At 58.8% G+C, this 18,310-nt stretch carries 17 protein-coding genes and 1 pseudogene; 5 read left to right on the forward strand and 13 right to left on the reverse strand.

Features of this window, described 5'->3' with window-relative positions; genetic code table 11:
• Positions 1 to 950 precede the first annotated feature (950 nt).
• Both sbmA and ACVWW6_RS02220 read right to left on the reverse strand, forming a co-directional pair.
• Positions 951 to 2,171 carry a peptide antibiotic transporter SbmA gene (gene sbmA, locus ACVWW6_RS02215; protein ID WP_456680070.1) on the reverse strand — a complete coding sequence of 407 codons (1,221 nt, stop codon included), beginning with the start codon at positions 2,169 to 2,171 and terminating at the stop codon, positions 951 to 953.
• Between the two features lie 38 nt (positions 2,172 to 2,209).
• A pseudogene (locus ACVWW6_RS02220) lies at positions 2,210 to 2,402 on the reverse strand (hypothetical protein); the annotation flags it as partial.
• A 777-nt stretch (positions 2,403 to 3,179) separates the two neighbouring features.
• On the opposite strand from ACVWW6_RS02220, the gene ACVWW6_RS02225 reads away from it, so the two are divergent.
• The 4 genes from ACVWW6_RS02225 to ACVWW6_RS02240 all read left to right on the forward strand — a co-directional run bounded on the left by ACVWW6_RS02225 (position 3,180) and on the right by ACVWW6_RS02240 (position 8,691).
• Complete coding sequence (locus tag ACVWW6_RS02225) at positions 3,180 to 3,347, forward strand: hypothetical protein (RefSeq protein ID WP_246740490.1); 168 nt, start codon at positions 3,180 to 3,182, stop codon at positions 3,345 to 3,347.
• Positions 3,348 to 5,843: 2,496 nt separating this feature from the next.
• The gene (locus tag ACVWW6_RS02230; RefSeq protein ID WP_097669627.1) at positions 5,844 to 6,533 is read left to right on the forward strand and encodes a response regulator; all 690 of its coding nucleotides are present in this window, start codon (positions 5,844 to 5,846) and stop codon (positions 6,531 to 6,533) included.
• A gap of 27 nt (positions 6,534 to 6,560) precedes the next feature.
• Positions 6,561 to 8,015 carry a type II and III secretion system protein family protein gene (locus tag ACVWW6_RS02235; RefSeq protein WP_161533291.1) on the forward strand — a complete coding sequence of 485 codons (1,455 nt, stop codon included), beginning with the start codon at positions 6,561 to 6,563 and terminating at the stop codon, positions 8,013 to 8,015.
• Positions 8,016 to 8,025: 10 nt separating this feature from the next.
• Positions 8,026 to 8,691, forward strand: coding sequence for a CpaD family pilus assembly lipoprotein (locus ACVWW6_RS02240; protein ID WP_456680071.1), 666 nt, complete (start codon positions 8,026 to 8,028; stop codon positions 8,689 to 8,691).
• Between the two features lie 36 nt (positions 8,692 to 8,727).
• Here ACVWW6_RS02240 and ACVWW6_RS02245 read toward each other — a convergent pair whose 3' ends face one another.
• The 11 genes from ACVWW6_RS02245 to ACVWW6_RS02295 are packed head-to-tail and all read right to left on the reverse strand — an operon-like array spanning position 8,728 to position 17,167.
• Complete coding sequence (locus tag ACVWW6_RS02245; RefSeq protein ID WP_456680072.1) at positions 8,728 to 9,765, reverse strand: EscU/YscU/HrcU family type III secretion system export apparatus switch protein; 1,038 nt, start codon at positions 9,763 to 9,765, stop codon at positions 8,728 to 8,730.
• On the reverse strand, positions 9,762 to 10,583 hold the full coding sequence (gene sctT / locus ACVWW6_RS02250) for a type III secretion system export apparatus subunit SctT (RefSeq protein WP_271567704.1): 822 nt from the start codon (positions 10,581 to 10,583) through the stop codon (positions 9,762 to 9,764). Before sctT ends, ACVWW6_RS02245 begins: the two co-directional genes overlap by 4 nt.
• Before the next feature lie 10 nt (positions 10,584 to 10,593).
• Entirely contained in the window at positions 10,594 to 10,869 is a 276-nt protein-coding gene (locus ACVWW6_RS02255; protein WP_097669622.1) for an EscS/YscS/HrcS family type III secretion system export apparatus protein, read from the reverse strand.
• A 2-nt stretch (positions 10,870 to 10,871) separates the two neighbouring features.
• Positions 10,872 to 11,537, reverse strand: coding sequence for a type III secretion system export apparatus subunit SctR (gene sctR / locus ACVWW6_RS02260; protein WP_271567705.1), 666 nt, complete (start codon positions 11,535 to 11,537; stop codon positions 10,872 to 10,874).
• Positions 11,530 to 12,648, reverse strand: coding sequence for a type III secretion system cytoplasmic ring protein SctQ (sctQ, locus tag ACVWW6_RS02265; protein WP_271553285.1), 1,119 nt, complete (start codon positions 12,646 to 12,648; stop codon positions 11,530 to 11,532). Before sctQ ends, sctR begins: the two co-directional genes overlap by 8 nt.
• Positions 12,645 to 13,181, reverse strand: a complete 537-nt coding sequence (locus ACVWW6_RS02270) for a hypothetical protein (protein WP_456680073.1) — start codon at positions 13,179 to 13,181, stop codon at positions 12,645 to 12,647. Before ACVWW6_RS02270 ends, sctQ begins: the two co-directional genes overlap by 4 nt.
• Positions 13,157 to 14,506 (reverse strand): type III secretion system ATPase SctN, encoded by a 1,350-nt coding sequence (gene sctN, locus ACVWW6_RS02275; protein WP_430649845.1) that lies wholly within the window; start codon positions 14,504 to 14,506, stop codon positions 13,157 to 13,159. Before sctN ends, ACVWW6_RS02270 begins: the two co-directional genes overlap by 25 nt.
• A 2-nt stretch (positions 14,507 to 14,508) precedes the next feature.
• On the reverse strand, positions 14,509 to 15,132 hold the full coding sequence (sctL, locus tag ACVWW6_RS02280) for a type III secretion system stator protein SctL (RefSeq protein WP_097669618.1): 624 nt from the start codon (positions 15,130 to 15,132) through the stop codon (positions 14,509 to 14,511).
• Entirely contained in the window at positions 15,129 to 15,761 is a 633-nt protein-coding gene (locus ACVWW6_RS02285; protein ID WP_097669617.1) for a nodulation protein NolU, read from the reverse strand. Before ACVWW6_RS02285 ends, sctL begins: the two co-directional genes overlap by 4 nt.
• A gap of 11 nt (positions 15,762 to 15,772) precedes the next feature.
• Positions 15,773 to 16,639, reverse strand: coding sequence for a type III secretion system inner membrane ring lipoprotein SctJ (sctJ, locus tag ACVWW6_RS02290; protein ID WP_097669638.1), 867 nt, complete (start codon positions 16,637 to 16,639; stop codon positions 15,773 to 15,775).
• A gap of 9 nt (positions 16,640 to 16,648) precedes the next feature.
• Positions 16,649 to 17,167: a nodulation protein NolB gene (locus tag ACVWW6_RS02295; protein WP_456680074.1), complete on the reverse strand. Its 519-nt coding sequence runs from the start codon at positions 17,165 to 17,167 to the stop codon at positions 16,649 to 16,651.
• A 191-nt stretch (positions 17,168 to 17,358) separates the two neighbouring features.
• On the opposite strand from ACVWW6_RS02295, the gene ACVWW6_RS02300 reads away from it, so the two are divergent.
• Positions 17,359 to 18,042: a secretin N-terminal domain-containing protein gene (locus tag ACVWW6_RS02300; RefSeq protein WP_245570205.1), complete on the forward strand. Its 684-nt coding sequence runs from the start codon at positions 17,359 to 17,361 to the stop codon at positions 18,040 to 18,042.
• The last annotated feature ends 268 nt before the right edge of the window (positions 18,043 to 18,310 follow it).

Here is an 18,310-nt window from a genome sequence, read left to right on the forward strand (position 1 = left end):
CGGTGCCGCTCGCTGCGATTGTTGACCAGGCCAGCAACGCTGACAAGGCAACGGTCGTCTGACAGTGAGATATGTCCAGAAGGCGCGATTTGTGTCGTCGGCTCATATAGGCAAATCCACATCGCTCTCCATCAAACCGAATGCGAACGTTTCAAGGTCTTGCTTATTTTTCAGAATGGCCCCACCGCTTGCGGGCGGAAAATGATCGTTCATCTAGGGCTGCACTCAGCCCTTACTCGGTGTTACCCCATTTTCGATAGCAACGACCGTGCCAGCCGCATCAGTCGCAAGTAAGGGGCTGAATAGGCTTCATGAAATCGTAATTGACGCGAATGCTTTGAACCTGACAAAGACAGTCTCGTTGTCAGGGACCGCACCATGATCGCAAGGCTATCGCCCAGCGAAAATTCCGAGCTCGTTTGCAGGAGAGCAAGAGCCGCGAGTCCTTGCGGGCACGCAATCGAGGACTTGCAATTCGACACGTGTGGATCGCCGACCTCACAGTTAGGGAGTGTTCGAACTCGGTTAGCCCAGCTCCGCGCGCTGGTCGGGTCCACCTAGGGGGGAAGGCGACCCTCAATGGAGGGATACCTTCCATCAGCTGGATGGCTGGATCATCCGAAGGCTCTTGTCGCGCCGCGCAAGCCGTGGCGGAACGCAGCCTGGAATGAATATCCGACCGCACGGCTGCACAGGAATTCAAGCTGGTCGGGCTGGTCTCACTGATCCCTTCGCTTCAGCCGCAAGAGCCCGTTCCTGAAAGCTGGATACGGGAAAACTGCACGTCCAGTTTGTGCGGCGGACGGAGGCCAGCGCAAGAGCAATCAAGCGCGCCTCCTCCGACCCGACACTGTGGGAATTGGAGTTCTATGCCTGGCGCGGAAGCCGGCGAAATGAAAGACATGATCCGGGGTCGTCACATCCAGAGCAGGGGCCTTGGAATGCAGGCATCATCCCGACGACAATGGCTCCGTCTCTGTCTCGATCGAGGGCGGCGGCTCGCCTTGGAGCTTGGACTCAAAGCCCCGCAGCCGCTGATAAATCGAAATCAGTTCGACAATGGTGCTCCATGAGTTGATAAGATACTGAAACGAGGTTCTGACCTGCGCGAACGCATTCAAAATCTGGTTCATCGCGCCAAGCGTAATCTTGCCCGCAATGATCGTGGGTGCGAGCAAGACATAGGGGAAAATGGTGTCGGTCTGCAGGTAAACGATGCGGCCTACGTTAAAGTACATGAAGTTCAGATAAAGCCGGAAATAGTTCCTGCGAATGTCGCCAAACAGCATGCTCAATCCCGGCGGGTCGGCGCGAGCGGGGTCGTCCTCGCCGAGCACTAGTTCCTTGCGATAGGCTGCTTCCACCCGCTGGTTGAAAAACTCGATTCTCGGCAAGCGGATTCCGATCAACGCGAGAACGCCGGTGCCGAGCACCGACCAGATCACTGCTGCAAACACCAGCGGATAGGGAATTGAACCGATCAGAGGTAGTTCTGTGATATTGCTGGATAGCCTCACCAAAACAGGCAGGAAAGCCAGGAGCGTGAGCAAGGCACTGATGAGGTTGACGCCGAGACCTTCCATGGTGCTCGCAAAGCGCATGGTGTCTTCCTGTACGCGTTGCGAGGCGCCTTCGATGGCGCGCAGCCGCGGCCAGCTTGCAATATAGAAATCGTTCATCGCCGTCCGCCAGCGGAAGATGTAGTGACTGACGAAGAAACGCGTCATCACACCGACCACGACCGCAACAAGAGCAATGCCGGCAAAAGTCGACAACTCGCTGTAGAACTGCTGCACCGTCACTTGCGCCGATTTCGAAAGCGCGGCCTGGACAAGGTCATAGAAGGGCCCATACCAGCTGTTGATGGCGACGCTGACCTGGACCTGAAAGTAGGAGGTGAACAGTATCAGCGCGGAGCCAAGAATCGACCACCTCGCCCAGGGATGCGGCGCAACCAACATCCAGCCAGCCGCAAATATCGCCGAGCATGCGGCGAAATAGAGGTCGAACCAGAGAGCCGGCGCCGACGTGAACGTCGCCAACCCGACCGATCTTTGCGGCGCTTCGAATAGATTGCTGGCTAAGCCATGCCAGACCAGCATTGCCAGTGCGGTCCAAACGATCGCCGAGAGAAAGAACAGCTTGGGTCGGGGGAAGAACGAGACGAACATGGTTAGCACTGAGGTCCGAGCATCTGTGGCCTCTTGGACTACAGGAGACCGTCGGGCGTCGTCAACTTAATCGACCCCGAGCTGAAGGAGGTACCTCTCAAAGGCCCGAGATTCGGCGATAGCGCTTGTCCTGGAGATCTCGCGCCGAGCCGCGAAGGCTCGCTCGCGCGAAGCACGACGGAGGTCAGCAGTGGCGGCTCCGGGATAGGGGATGCGGAAAAGGTTCGCGACCTAGCGTCGTCGCACTTCGAACAAGACAATCAGTCGCAATCAGATGCAAGTGGTTGTGACGACTATTCCTGACGTCACAACATCGTAGGTCAGGTTTGCTGAAGTCGCCTCCTCGCGGGGGTCATCAAGCGAAATGATTCATCGAGCAGAGCCATTAGAAACCACAAGACGGCGCCGGCATCTGCCGGCTGAACGACAGGTGCGGACATAGGCTGGCACGAACATCGCGCTGCGGTAAAAAGTCCGTGCAATCAGGGCAGCTGAGCTTACCCCTCGAAATACATGTTAGATGGCGCAATGGAGCGCCAGCTTGCGGCTTTGAGTCCGGCTGAACGCGCCTCAGTATATCCGCCAATCCTCATCTAAAACCAACAGCAGCATTTTCGCGCCCGTCAGCTTCTCGAAAGCTGTCTTTGCAAAGAACTGGTCACCAACAACTACTTTGCGAGGGGAGGCGGATGAACATCGATCCACGGAATGCCGCAGAGGCCTCGGTTGACAGTCACCGCGCCGGGTAAATCGTCAAGCAGTCGAACTGAGCGTATAAGCCAGCTCACCGGTGCGGCTGCCGGCCGATCAAGCAGACTTTGAAGTCCAGGTACATGGTCTGCATTCGATTCACCAAACATCGGATCCTGCTGTCGCATCATCGAGTGCGCCGAATGAGGCGGTGCCGCAAACCAAGCACTATCCAGCCGCATCATTTGTCAGCGGCGCGCCCATCTTGCCGCAACGCAAACGGGCGCGACGCTTGAAGCGCTCAAGAACGAGACAGCCTTGGCCGAACAGCAATCAGCACGATGGGCGCCAGCAACCGCAACGAAGGACGAAAGCGTCGAGCGGGACCGCATTTTCGACAATGTAGCGGCATCGGGATATCTCAAGCTGCATCGTTTCCTGAACCAGGACGGCGATTGCGAACCAAGCACGGAAGCCAGCACATGAGCGATATCGCATGTCCGTAACACGGCGCGGGACCATTCTTCCATTGAAGATCCTCTGGAGCGACATTCCAGGGACGTGTGAGCCAGGCTGGATGGCCTATGTGTGGTAAGACAACAGCTTCTCCATTCGTGTCGTTGGTCGAAGACCCCTCAAAACTCACGGTTTCGCGTGACCGCGGGGCGAGAGCGATCGCCAACAACGGAACACGCTGCATACCTACGCCGTACCGAAGTCCGCGGCCTGGACGCCCGACAACGACGCACTGAGCAGTATTGGCCTTGGAATGAATGTGGAGGATCAGGACAACATCGATGCGGATGTGGATTTGATGTGCTCGCTGGGCAGACCCGTGAGACCGAGCGCTTGTTCCCGGGCGGCTCCCGAACGGCCAGCGAAGGGAATCTCTACAAGCGGCAGACTGGAGACTAATGATTAGACAACTGGCGACCGTACCGTTCTCGCATGTTCCTTGATGTTCACCAAGACGACCACCCTAAGGAACAGTCTTCCCAGCGGCGCCGCTTCACGAAGAACGACAATGGCTTCGCGAATAAAGTTCAGATCAACCCATCCGTTGGCCTGCCGCAAGGGACGAAGGCGCGCCCACATCCTAAGAGGTACCCGACGCTCTGGAGGACATACTCGCACATTGCTCGCTCTTTCACGGCCCTAATTGGAGCGCTGCGGCCTCGCCCCGCATCGATCCGATCGCCACCGACACATTTGGCGGGAGGTTCGGATGAGTGACCCACTAAGGCGGAGCATCGATCCCTTGCAGCTCGACCTGCCATCGATCGCGCGATCAATCAAAAGAGCTCGGGTCCGACCGCATCAACGGATCAGGTCAATGGAGTATTGCTCAGCGCCAAGGCATGCCGTCGCACAACGGCCTATTCGCTACCTGGATGGGTTCCATCAAAACAATCGATTTTGCCGATCTTGCCTAAAAGCCCCATAGTCGATCGTGATCTATGGAGGCAGCATTCAAGAATGTCCTGCGGCAATCGATTATTCTTTGAGTCCCTTGCCGGTCAAATCGGCTTGCGCGCTCGGGCGTCTGCATCCCAGAAGTTAGCTCCCGCGCGTCACATAGAAGCATCACGCGGCTCGCTGCCGTCTCCTTGCTGAATTGGCACGTATGAGGTCGATCGGACGACCGTGACGTCACGCCTTAAGTCCTAGTAAAGACAACTGCCTTCTCACACTGTCATCGGCGTTGGCTCAAGCTATGCCTTAATTGGACCGACGAAATGCTCATGACATTGTCGAGAGGGACGCGCCTTACGCGCAGGTCAATAGTCTGGTCCGGACTGTGTCGTCATCACTTCAAAATGCTGAGTTCGAGAGCATTGCTACAACCAGCAATCAAAGGCACTTGAATCTCACCTAGCGTCAGATTGTAGGATTTCAGACAGCCCCGCGACACAGAACCTGCTCGCGTGAACTCTTCCTAACAGGTAGCAAGAATTGCGAACGTCTCAAAAGCACGATGCTCCGCCGCTCCGCCCGGTCACGTTGCTGGACTGCTCCTCTCCAGGGCCAGCGTCCGACATCGCCTATGTGCAGATCGGACAACGCAGCGCCGATCCCCTCGGAAGCGAATCAAGATGCGGCGCGCGAGCAGAACGCTGGCGGTCGCTATCTTCCCTTTCCGGGCACACGCCAACTTCGAATTCGAGAACCGATCATTCTGGCGCTGCGCACGCCGTGAGACGAAACGGTGCTGGTGGAGCCACCTGGAACTATGCGCGACGGCAACAGCGTGCAGCGCGAAGCGGCCATCGTCCGCAGCTTTCGCTGGGCTGCGGCGTACAGGGGGACCTCTGGCGCGATGGAACTTCAGGACGGTTGACGCCTTGCGTGCAAACAATTGGCGGGGGCGAGGGTGTTCTTCAAGCCGAGGGGGGCATTGATCGTTTCTGTCGTGCGTCTCGGCCTGTGAAGCCATTGGCCAGATGCGTCGCGTGACGTGTCTTCGAATGCGGAAAGGCTTGCATTGTCGTGACTTCACGACACGACGGCTCAACAGCCCAGCAAGACTGACCACGGACCAAGACGAATTGGGAAAGTTGCAAATGTCGATTTCGCTCACCTGTTCCGCCACAAATCCGATCGTCTCTCCCGCTTTGGTTTCGATTGCGCGGCCTGGCGCTATTTGCACTGCAGGTGTCGGCTCAGTGCATGCAAGAACGGCTGCGATCGGCCCACAGACGCGTCAGCGGGCTGCCGCGGCCTTCAGCCTTTTAAACAAAATCAGATCTCGTGCTGGCATGAGGGACATGTTGAGCGGCGTCGACGGCGTAAGCAGTCCGCGGCGGTCCGTGGTCCATCCGATGACGATCGACCCGCAGATATTGGTCGCCTGTCAACATGTTCCGCCCTATCGTTTCGGGCTGTTCAAATTCACGCCAACGCAACCGCCTCTCAGTTCCATCGAGCCCCATGGGCAATCGTGACGCGCTCAGGTCTTGGCGTGGATGGACGAGAGGCGATGAAATGCGAATTCTCCTGGTTGATCATCACGCGGAATTTGCCCGCAACGCGAAGGAAGCGCTCTTAAATTGCGGCTTCGCCGTCGACGTGACACGCACGCTGGATGAGGCGGCGGCCGCGCTCGATTGCGCAAACTATCACATGATCCTGCTCGAATCGGCTTTGCCCGATGGAGACGGATTGGACTGGCTGAAGCAGTTGCGGCGCGAGGGACGGTCAATGCCGGCCATGATGATGAGCAGTCTCAATGATCTCAGCCGGCGGATTGCGATATTCAATGCAGGCGCGGATGATTTTCTGCCCAAGCCCATGTCTATCGACGAACTCATTGCTCGCATGCGAGCTATTTTGCGACGGTCAACGCAAATGACGGCGCCGGTGGTGACATTTGGGAATCTGCATTTCGATCCGATCGCGAGACAAGTCTCCGTCGGCGGTCGAATACTGAGAATTGCGCGCCGCGAAGTGTGCATTCTTGAACATCTGCTCAACCGCGCCGGCCGCACCGTGCCGCGCGCATCGCTCGAAGATAGCTTGTATGCATTTGACGACGAGGTCTCGACCAATGCGCTGGAAGTCGGGATTTATCGCTTACGCACGCATTTGAGCCAGGCGGGCGCAACGCTCAGGATCAAGACCGCGCGTGGTGTCGGTTACACCCTTGAACTCATTGGCGCAGCATCGGCTGCCTAGCCGATCGAACTTGAAAGCAACACTCCCTTGAACGTCGTTAACAATGACGCCGGCGCTGATGAGCCGTCGATGGTCGCCGGCGGCTCGCACTATGCCGCATTTCCCCGCCTCTGCTACGTCCTGTGCGCAGTCGCTCTGCTATTTCCGCAGGCTGTGACAGCTCAGACAAAGCGGGATGACAAAGGAGAACCGCCACGTGCGGCGCCTGGCAGCACCACCGGCACGCTCAACCTTACCTCCTCACAGGGCAAGACAGTTCATCTCACCGGACCGGCTGCAAGCATTTTTATTGCCGACCCGGCGATTGCGGATTATCAGGCGCCGTCGAACAACACGATTTTCGTGTTTGGGAAAAAGTCCGGACGGACGAGCCTGTTCGCCCTGAACGACAAAGGAGAGGCTCTCGCCGAGCTGCGTGTTGTCGTCACCCAACCGATCGAGGATCTGCGGGCCGCGCTGAAGGCCGAGGTCGGCGACTATCCGATTCAAGTCAGCTATACTCCGCGCGGCGCGATCCTTAGCGGCACGGCGCCCAATGCCGATGTCGTCGAGACCGCCAGGAAGGTCACGGAGCAGTTTCTTGGGGCGGGCGCGCTGGTTGTCAACAAGATCCAGGTCGCCGGCTCATTGCAGGTGAATCTCAGCGTACGGGTGGCAGAAGTCTCCCGCAGCGCTGTCAAGGATCTCAATATCAACTTCACCGCCTCGAGCCCAAACGGCGCGTTCCTTGTCACCGGCAAAGGCGGCGGGTCCGGCGCGGCCGGCGGCGGCGGCACGATCGGGATCGGGTTTAACGCCGGCAATACCAACCTGAGCGCTGTTCTCGACGCCCTCGCGAGCGAGCACCTCGCCTCAATCCTGGCTGAGCCGAATCTGACGGCGATGTCTGGCGAAGCCGCAAGCTTCCTCGCCGGCGGCGAATTCCCCATTCCGGTGATGCAGGATAACCGGCAGGTTTCAGTCCAATTTCGCCAATTCGGCGTGAGCCTCGAGTTCGTTCCGACGGTTCTCAGCAATAATCAGATCAATGTCCGTGTGAAGCCCGAAGTCAGCGAATTGTCGAGCGAAGGCGAAGTCAAAATCAACGGCATGGCGGTCCCTGCCCTCTCGACTCGGCGGGCGAGCACCGTGGTCGAGCTCGCCAGCGGTCAGAGCTTTGCAATCGGCGGCCTCATCAGGCGCAACTTCAACACTGATATCGGCGAGTTTCCCTGGCTCGGCGATGTGCCGATCCTGGGTGCGCTTTTTCGCTCCTCGTCGTTTCAAAAACGTGAAACCGAGCTGGTCATTATTGTCACGCCGTACATCGTGCGGCCCGGATCGAACCCGAACAAGATGAGTGCGCCAAGCGACCGCATCTCACCGCCCTCAGACGCGGGGCGGATTTTAACGAACACGGTGGCCCGGCCGCCGCGAGACCGCGATGCGCCTCGCGCCAGCGCACCAGGATTGACCGGCAGCGCCGGCTTTATTATCGAATGAGGATCGTCAAATGACTTTGCGACAACTGTGCCATTTGATTGGTCTTGCAGCAACATTAGGCGGATGCGCAAATACTGCTTCGGTCCATTACAGACCGGCTGAACAAGCGATTCAGGTGGAGCAGAACAGCAGTATCTTGTTTTTACGAAGCCTTCGTGGCCCCGAAACGCATCGGCTGCGGAGTTTCATTGCGACTGCCAGTCAGGGCCGGCGGGATGCACTCCATCTCGATGTCACCGGCTCCCCGCCCCTCATCGCGCAGGTGGCTCACGAGGCCCGGGCCATGGGTGTTGCCCCCTATAACATCCGCCTGTCCACTTCCCCACTCGATCCGCCCACCCGTTCCCGGGTGAGGATCGAGGCGATTACCTTCGAAGCCCATACTCCGCCCTGTCCGTCGCTTTCCATCGTCGGTCCTACTGTGAACGACAATTCGTTTGACCCGACGCTTGGTTGTTCGACCAGAAGCAATTTGGCAACCATGGTCAACGACCCGCTCGATTTGCTGGACAATCGATCAATCATGACGAGTCATGGCGATCGTGCCGCCATTCCTGTTGCCAGCTACGGGACCTTTGCCCCGCGCAGTAAGACTAACGGCGAAGATGGCGCGGGCAAGAAGGCAGAGCCGGAAGCCGCGGGGGCAACAACAAGGGAGGTACAGCCGCTTCGATAGCGCGGGTTTGCTATCGCAGCCCCAGGCAAAGCCGATCTAGACCAGCCCGGCGGCATAGAGTGCTTTGGCGACTGATTCGAAATACTGCGAAGGAACCGGGTTGCCGAGCTTTGCTTTGCCGAGCAGCTGACGCGCCAGGACATCGTCATCCACAATGTTGAGGCGCAGCGCGCGCGCCTCGCCAAGCAGTATTGAAGCGGCGTCCCCCTCGCCACGGCAGACCAAGACCGGCACGCCGGTCTCGCCACGTACATAGCGCAGCCCGATCAACGTTGTCGGGCCCCTCAGTATCAACGTGGCGCGATGGACGCCGAGTGGAGCCTCGTTCGCCGACTCTTGCCGGAGACGCCGGTGCTCACGTTTCACCTGCGGATTGCCTTGCTGTTCCTTGTTCTCGCGCTTGGCCTCCGTTTCCGTCATGCGCATGTCCTGCATAAACAACCAGCGCTGGATTAGAAGGTCAGCCAATCCGCCGACCAGAAAAGCTCCAGCTGCAATCCCGGTCAGCAGTTTAACCTCGCTGAAGACGAAGCCAAAACAGCCCATGCCGCAGACCGGCAGGTATATCAGCGCCTTCCAACTTGCGAAAACGGTGAGAAAGAAGATCGCACCAAGCAAAGCGACTTTAACCAACGTCTTGCCAAGTTCGATGGCTGAACGTTTCGACGCGATCCGTTTCAAGCCTTTGATGGGATCCAGTTTCTCGAGCTTCGGCTTGAGCGGCTCCGAAGCAAACATGAAACCGCCATTGGCCAGGACATTGGCTAGAAGAGCTGCTGTCACGGCAGCGGCGAGCAACGGCGCGACAGTTGCGATCGAAAGTTCTAGCAAGCCGCTGAGCGCTTGTGGCACCGCGCTGGTGAACGGCTGCTCTTGCAGTTTATCGACCAGTCGGACCGTTTCTTGCCACTTGTCCTCTATGGCACCCGCTCGCCACCACAGGCAGCCGAAACCGGCACAGGCGCTGACGCCGCTCACCAGATCGGAGCTGCGCGCGCTCTGCCCCTTCTTGCGCGCATCGCGCAGCTTCTTGGGCGTCGGAGGAAGCTTTTTCTCCTCACTCGTACCGCTCATTTCAAGAGCTTCTTCAGATAATCGAGCATGCTGTTCGAGTTCAAGATTTCAGCTTCCGCGTATTCCAGTAGATAGACGGTGTAGCTGACCATGATGATGCCAAAAGCGACATTCTTGATCATCGGGGAGAGATCATTCATCTTGAGCTGAGATGCGAAACGCCCGAGCATCATGACCGAGATATCGACCAGCAGCAGCAGGGCCAGAACCGGCCCGGCGACGAGCAGCGTCGTCAGCATGATATGATCGAGAAGGGCCAGACATTCCATTGCCCCTTGCGACGTCACTGCAGGCAGGAACTGATAAACGGGCCAGACCAGATAGCTGCCATAAAGGCTCTTCACCATCGTCTGGAGGCCGCCGACCAGAACGAAGATCGTAACCGCCGTAATGCCGAGAAAAAGCCCCGTTCCGGACGCTTGGCTGTGCGTCGCGGGATCCTCGCCCGCAATCTGGCTTGAAATTCCTCGTTGGGTATCGATGATGTCGCCGACTGCCTGGATACTCCATAGTGGAATACTGAGCAGGATGCCGAGCACAAGACCGACAAATACCTCCTTTAGGCCAAGCAGGGTGACGCTGACCAGACGCGTGTTCGGGTCCAGTGCCTGCAGGCCGAGCTTCACCTGCGCGAGGCATGGCAGGCCGATCGCAATCGTCAAGCTTCCCCGAATCAGGCCGCTGATGCGCGGCCGGGTAAAGACGGGAAGCACTAGCATGATGCCCAGGGCGCGGGACGCGCTCAGAGCGGTTGCGGCGACGAGCTCGATCGCGCTCTGGACAACAGCTTGCGCATCTGTGGGTGACAGGCCAGCCATCCAAGCTCTGCTAGTATCTTGCGGTGAGTGCAGGAAATTCGCTGAAAATGCGCTCTGCTTGTTCGATGAGTGGAGCGCTGAGCACGGGAGAAAACGCGGCGAGCACGGCGACGACGACCAGAAGCTTGACCGTCAGCGGCAAGGTTTGATCCTGGAGCTGGGTTGCCGCCTGGATGAGGCCAATGATCAATCCTGAGATGAGAGCTGCGAGCAACGGCGGCAGAATCCAGATCATGAAAAGGACAAGCGATTGGCTTAAGTACGTGAGGATGCTGGCTTCGTTCATCGTCAACCTCCTGGCGTCGTGTAGCTTAACACCAGCCCGTGCATGAGCCGTGACCAGCCGTCGATAGTGACGAACAGAAAGAGCTTGAACGGGACAGATATCACCGTCGGAGAGACCATCGACATGCCCATGGCCATCAAGATCGTCGTGACGATCAGATCGATCGTGATAAAGGGAAGATAGAGAAGAAAGCCGATTTCGAAGCCACGCTTGAGCTCGGAAATCAGGAACGACGGCACAAGAATTACAAAATCATCTGCCGTGGCGCTGCCGCGCATCTCCTCCGACCAGACATGTTCGGTGGACGACAGGAAGAAGCGGCGCTGCTCTTCGTTGGTGAACTTCTTAAGATGGGCTCGCAGCGGCTCCTGCCCCTCCTTGGCGGCCGTCATCCAGTCGTCGAAGGTTTGGTAGCGAAGTTGGGGGTCGGTAAGGCGATTGTAGGTCTGCTCAAAGACCGGCGCGCTGATGAATACGGTCAGGATCAGTGCCGCTCCGTAAAGGACGATGTTCGGCGGTATCGATTGGGTCCCCAGCGCATTACGCACGAGGAAGAGAACAACCGAGACCTTGATGAAGGCGGTAGTTGTGACGACTGCAAAGGCCAGCAGGCCAAGGCCGACGGTTATCGCGAGAAGCGCAAGGATGCTGGGTTGAATCTCAGTCATTAAGCGCCAACCTGCCGCGTAACCTGACGGCCAGTTCCTCGCCGATCCGCACGATGTCGCCGCGGCCGATACGTTGGCCGTTGGCAAGGATATCGACCGGGCCGTCAAGCGGCCGGCCAATTTCGAACACGTGGCCTTCGTTGATGGTTCGCAAGGTTCCCAACGGCATCGGCCAGCGGCCACATTCGAATACGAGTGTGATCTCGAGACTGTCGATATCGGCCTCTGAGGGGGGCTGCTGCGTCTGGCTTTGTGTCATCACATCTTCACTTTTCAAGGGGTGGGATCGCAAGCGGAATGGTCCCCGCAGCACGAGCCTATCGCCGCCAATCTCTGCAGGAGCCCACAATCGGTCTGCCGTGAGAATGATCTGGCCTCTAGCGAGGGGAATTGCGTCCGGGAGCAGCGCGTCGCCTTGCCGTGCTTGGCGAACAACGCCGATCGTGACGCGGAGCGAACCGATATGGCCTGCAACGATGACCGGGAGGTCAGAAAGCAGCCTGGGCGTCTGTCGCGGCAATCGGCCAAGCAACTCGCCGAGGGCGCGGAACGCCGACGGAACCTGAACGTCAAGAGGCGAGAATAGAAGCAGGCGAGCCTTGCTGGCGAGCTGACCATAGACGACGTCAAATTCAAGATAAGGTCTCGCACTGGGCGCTTCATCAGTGCGAACAAGCTGCAGATTCCGCTGCGTCATTCTTTCCAGCGGAGCAAGCAAGGGTTCAAGCGCAAGTTCCAGGATCAGCGAACGCGCCGGCTCAGAAGGTAAGGTAAGGCCGTCCTGCACGGTCTCAATCAGCGCTTCGGCAAGCGGCCCGGGCAAGGACAGGATGAGGGTTTCACCGTCTGCTTCGAAGACGCAGTCGAGCATCGATGCCGGAGCCAGCTCCGCCTGCCAGACAAGCCGGCTTACAACGATCGATAGCGGCTTCTCGCCGAGACGGCTTTGCAGAGGTGTGCGCAAAGCTGCGATCTCATTGAGCCACGAGGCCACAGCACGAGAGAGGGTCAGCGCCGGTATAAAGGGTGTGGGGCCACCCGATCTGTATGTCGCAGGCTCTACTTCCACATTGCAGCACCCAGGCTCCAGTACAGGAAAATCGGCCATCATGTCGGCTCGCCTCCCATTTGCCCGGATGGGCTTCGCCGGTAGCGGAGCAGGACCTCATCATCGGCTTCGCTTTCAGCCGCGGCCTCGAAATGCGCATTGGTGATGCGCCGAACGTCGCGCTCGATCTCATGCCATTTCTGGCTCGCGGCCGAACGTTTGGTCCAAAGGCTGCGCGCCTCAACAGCCGCAGCCTCGGCCTGCTCTTGAGCAGCACGAGCCTTACCAAGGCTCCGCTGCGCCGCTGCGATCTCGTCTGTGAGCCGGCCGATGATGAGATGATGGCGACGCTCCAGTTCGGGGACTGAAATCGCATCGGCCCATAACATCTCCCGATAAAGCTCCGCTTCGACCCTTGCGCGCCGTCTTTCGGCATTTGCAAGATGCTCGCAAGCTTGTTCGACGGCTTGAACCGCAATGCGGCGCTTGGCTTCCATGTTGGACAACTCACGGAGGGCGCTCCGCTCCCGCATGTCCTTGACGAGTCGCAATTTCGACGCGTGAACGGGATTCAGGCGGTCAGACGTGATATCCATGCGATCGTCTCCTCAAAGCTGCATGCCTCGTCCTGACCCTGGCGCAAAAATGCTCGCAGATCCTCGATGGAGGCAATCGCCCGGTCGGTTAGCGGATCAGAGCCTTGCTTATATTCGCCGACCTTGATCAAGAACTCGGCCTCAGCGTAGCGCGAGAGCAGATCACGAAAGAAGGATGCCGCTTTACGATGCGGCACAGATACGATTGCATCCATGACGCGGCTTCGGCTCGACAGCACATCGATGGCTGGAAAATGCTCTCGAGAGGCCAGCGCGCGCGAGAGAATAATATGGCCATCGAGGATGCCTCGTGATTCTTCCGCAATTGGATCGCCCGTGCCGTCACCTTCGACAAGCACTGTATAGAACGCCGTAATGGAGCCATGCTCGCCCATGCCGGCGCGCTCCAACAAGCCAGGCAACAGCGCAAACACGGAGGGCGGAAAGCCGCGCCGGGTCGGCGGTTCTCCTGCGGCAAGGCCGATTTCACGCATGGCGCGGCTAAAGCGCGTCAAAGAATCCATCATCAGAACGACGCGCAGTCCCTGGTCACGGAAATATTCGGCGAGTGCCGTCGCCATATAAGCGCATTGCGCCCGCTCCATCGCCGAACGGTCAGAGGTCTCAACCACGACTACGGAACGGGCGAGGGCCTCTCCAAGCTGACGTTCGATGAATTCTCGCACCTCTCGTCCACGTTCGCCGATCAGCGCAACGACGGTGACGTCGGCCGACGCGCCTTTTACGATCTGCGACATCAGCGTCGACTTGCCGCAACCGGCATCACCATAGATTCCGATTCGCTGACCTTCTCCACACGTCAGAAGGCCATCGAGGACACGGACGCCGAGCGGAAAAGGCTGTTCGATGCCGCGCCGTTTCATCGGATTGGGTGCCTTACCCCGCAGAGGGCGGGCTTCCCCCGCCTTTATCAGACCTTTGCCATCGAGCGGACGCCCAAAGCTGTCGACCACTCGGCCGAGCAAATCGGGGCCGACCGCCACTTCCTGCATTCGTCCGGTTGTGATCACCTCCGCACGGTTGGACAGCCCGACCATGTCACCGATCGGTGTGAGTAACACCCCGTCGGGCAACAGGCCGATCACCTCGGCCTCGAGCGACCACCCAGTGCGGGGATCCTGCAACAGGCATAGTTCTCCAACGCGGGCCTCGGGCAAGACAGCATGCAGCAGCGTGCCGATTGCCCGCGTGATCCGACCGCGGACGGCGCGCGTATCGATATGCTTCGCAGAAGATCTCAAGGATGAGAGCGCGGCGTGAACAGTTCCTTCTCCGGCGGCGGCTTCATGGGTCGGTTGTTGCATGGTCACGATTCACCTCCGTGCGAAGGCAAACCTAACCCGAGCCGTAGGGCGCGGAGCTGCGCGCCAAGTCCGAGATCGACATTGCCAAACTCGCTCCACAAGACGCACTGGTCCGCCGTCAGCGCCGGATCGGGCTCAATCCTGACCTTGGGCCGCCCTTCCAGTCCGTCATAGCCCCTGAACTCACTTGCGAGCAGATCGGCCTTCAGAGGGGATACGTGAAGGCACACTTCCGTGTTCTTGTATTTCTGCTCAATGGCGTGACGAACGCCCCGCACCAGCATCTCGCCCGGATCAAACGCGCCAAGCAAATCGCGCACGATCTCAAGCACCAGCTGCGGCAATTCCCGCTCCAGAACAGCCTTTCGCTGCGCGAGTTCACAAGCAGCCTGCGCTATCAGTCGCGCCATCTCTCCTGCGCCTGCCTTTGCGCCCTCGGCGCGGCCCCGCGCTCGTTCCCGCTCATAAGCCTGGCGTGCCCAACCGCGAACCCGCTGCAGATGCCGCTCGGCAGCAGCCCGTGCCTCTACGGCATCGTGCCAGATCTTGAGCTCGGCTGCCGAGATCAACGGCCCGAGGGGCCGAATCTGTGGTGCCACGGGGAATTCTGGGGCATCGGCTGTCATGCCCTGGCGGCCTCCGTCCCCAAATGGGCCGTTACCAGGGAAAACAGCGGGCCGGCCGCGCTACGGTGTTCAGCACCCGGATTCTCCGCAGCGGTCCCAATCGGCAGGCGTAGAAGCACGCGGATACGGTCAAGTGATGAAGCCTTTTCGAGCCAGGCGCCGAGACAAGCATGCCCGTCGCATTCGATCTGTCGCGACAATTGCTCAGGATCGACAATGGGGGCCGTTGCGACCGCATTGGATAAATGCCGGACCCCGAAAGCATGCGCTTCAGCACCGATCATTTCGATTAATATCGACAGATCGTGCCGGGATACCAGCTTGAGGACGGAGCGTGCATGCCAGATGCTGCCCGCGAGCAGCGCAGCCCGACGCGGATCGTGCCCGAGCAGAGGGTCCTCATTCCAGCCGGCGCCGCTCAGATCCACTTCGCTGCCAAGCAGCAGCTCGGCCAGTCTTGGCTGCAGCCTGGCACTCCGCTGTAGCCTGACCAATGTGGGAGGCGACAGCAGCGGATCAAGACGCTCAGCGAAACGGCTCGGATCGATCGAGGCCACGAGCTCGCGCAGCCGATCGGCAGCCAGCGTGAACGAACGATTGGGTTCGGTTGATGATATCGATGTCGACATGAGCGTCCTGACTATGTCGCATCAGAAATCATCTTTTTGCGGGCAGCCTGCACAGCGGGCGCACTCGAACGTGCACCGAAAATGGTCCATTTGCGCGATGATTGTCCGGGCCGACGAAGACGGGTGCCCAGCAACACGTAAGATACGATGCCGAATGCGGCGCCGGCGCCCCCCACACCGAGTGCAAGCAACGGCATTGAACCAGATTTGGCTGTTTGAGCCGCAGCGGCCGCCGGCCCGGCCGACTGCTCGAGCGTTGCCCGCTCAACCGGCACGAAGACGACCGCGACCTTGTCGTAGGACAAACCTTCAATGCTGTTTGCGACAAGCATCTTAATTTGCGGTAGCAGCGTAGATAGCTTCGCGCTGGAGCCATGTCGGATGAAAACCGACGCAGAGGACGGGGTCGCATCTTGGCGCAGCAAATCGTTCTTCGGAAGAACGACATGGACACGAGCTGAAAGGACGCCGTCTATATCGCTGATCGTGCGCGACAATTCTTCGCTTAGAGCATAAACATATCGGGCCCGCTCCTCGATCGGCGAGGCAACGAGGCCCGATCCTTTGAACACTTCGCCAAGATTCTTGAAGGATTGGCGCGGCAGCCCCTCGATATTGAGCAGGTCAATCGAATAGGCAAGCTGCTTTTCCTCAACCTGGATTGTACTGGTTCCGTCCTTAGCGACAACACGAACGGCATCAACACCCTTACCAAGGAGAAGCGCAAGCATCTCATTAGCCTCGCGCTCCTGAATTTTGGTGTAGAGATCAGCCTTGCAGCCGATCAGCGGAAGCAGAAGGGGCAGAGCAAAACACATGCGAAGTCGCCGCCACGATTGACGACCGCCGCCGCTACCCCTCTGCATCACGCCACTCATCAACCTCACTCAGCCTGCCGACAGCAGCTTGTTTAGCGACGAGCTGACGGCACTGGTACCCTTGGACACGAGCGAAACCTGAATGACGTCTCTGTAGACGTCCCGCAGATTGACCATCATCGAATCGAACTCCGCTCCAACCGGCTTAACCGTCGCATGTGCGCCGCCGTCGTCCGACTGCAAGAGCGGCTGGGTAGCCGGTCCAGGCTGCAGACCGCTCACAGCAGTCGGCACGCCTCCGACAGCCGGAGGAACGGCATGGCCATGGTACAGGCTGGAAAGGGTGTGAAGGACGCGGTCGCCCGGCGGACTTGCCAACGTGTTCGCGCGCTGGACCTCCGTTACCGGCGGAGCGACCACCGGCTTGTCCGCGACCGGGGAGGCAGCTGCTTGACTGGAAGCTGCTTGCGCGAGAGCCTGCTCAAAGTGCGCCTGCTCGCCAGGAGCTGCCGGCGAGCAGACATTGGGAAGACAGCCAACTGCATTGGAAGAGATCGGCGTTGCGCCTAACATCATGGAAGGAGTCATTGTTCTCGCGTGATGTGACCAGGCGTTTTGACCGATAAGCGGATCAAGGTCATAGATTAGCGAGCTGACGAAAACCTGACGAAGATGCCGCTGATTGCGTCATCTAAAGATCACGTTTGACTTCCAAGTTGGAATGAAACTCCAGTGTTATTCTGAGTGGAAGGCGTCTGGGAATGCTCATGCGATCTAAGATGGTGCAAATTTTGAAGAGAGCTCTATATGTCGGGGTTTTCGTCTATCTCGGAATAATGCGGGCGTTTGGCGCATCACTTTCACTACCCTCGACCCCTTATAGCTACACCGTTCTCGATCAGGATCTTTCTGCGGCGCTTCAGGAGTTCGGCAACAATCTCAATATCAGGGTCAATGTCAGCGCCGAGGTAAGGGGCAGGATTCGCGGACGAATGCCGGACCTTCCGCCGCGAGAGTTCCTCGATCGTTTGACAGCCCTCTACAATCTTCAATGGTACTACGACGGGCTCGTCCTTTACGTCTCCGCTGCCCACGAGGCGCAAAGCCGGCTGATTGTGTTGAACCCGATCAGCTTCGATGCGTTCAAGACCGCGCTCGATGCGCTCAACATCTCCGATGAGCGCTTTATCGTGAAACCGGCTCCGGGAGAAGGCCTCGTCCTGGCTTCTGGCCCACCGCGCTTTGTTGCGCTGGTGGACCAGACCCTCAAGGGCCTTGTGGCGGAGGCGCAGGCCCGGCGGGATCCCGTCGCGGCCGAAAGGCCACAACGCGAGTCGGTTTTGATGTTGTTTCGCGGCTCCTCGAGCACGGTCGTTCGGGACGGACGACCGGAAGGTCATTATTCTTCCGACACTCCGCACCAGGATGGCGTCGTGCGCGAAGCCGGTCCAGGCCTGAAGTGACACTTGATGATGTGTCTCCGAGCGATTTGGCGAACTGGCCTTGGCTTAAATCCATCAGATCGTCCGCTTCTCGAAAGCTAAAGGTGCCTAGCATGAGCGCGCGATGTCTAGACGGCCAGCTCATGGAGACAGCCGCGGATGTATGCATTAGGCACGGGATGCTCGAGCGGAAGGTGCTTAGCGCCATCTTTAAACGTAGCGCGAGGCCTTAGCAATGCGAGCCTTCGAGCACGTGCTTCGGAGCTAGTACGGGGGAGATTTTGCATAG

The sequence above is a fragment of the Bradyrhizobium sp. USDA 3311 genome (assembly GCF_054062495.1).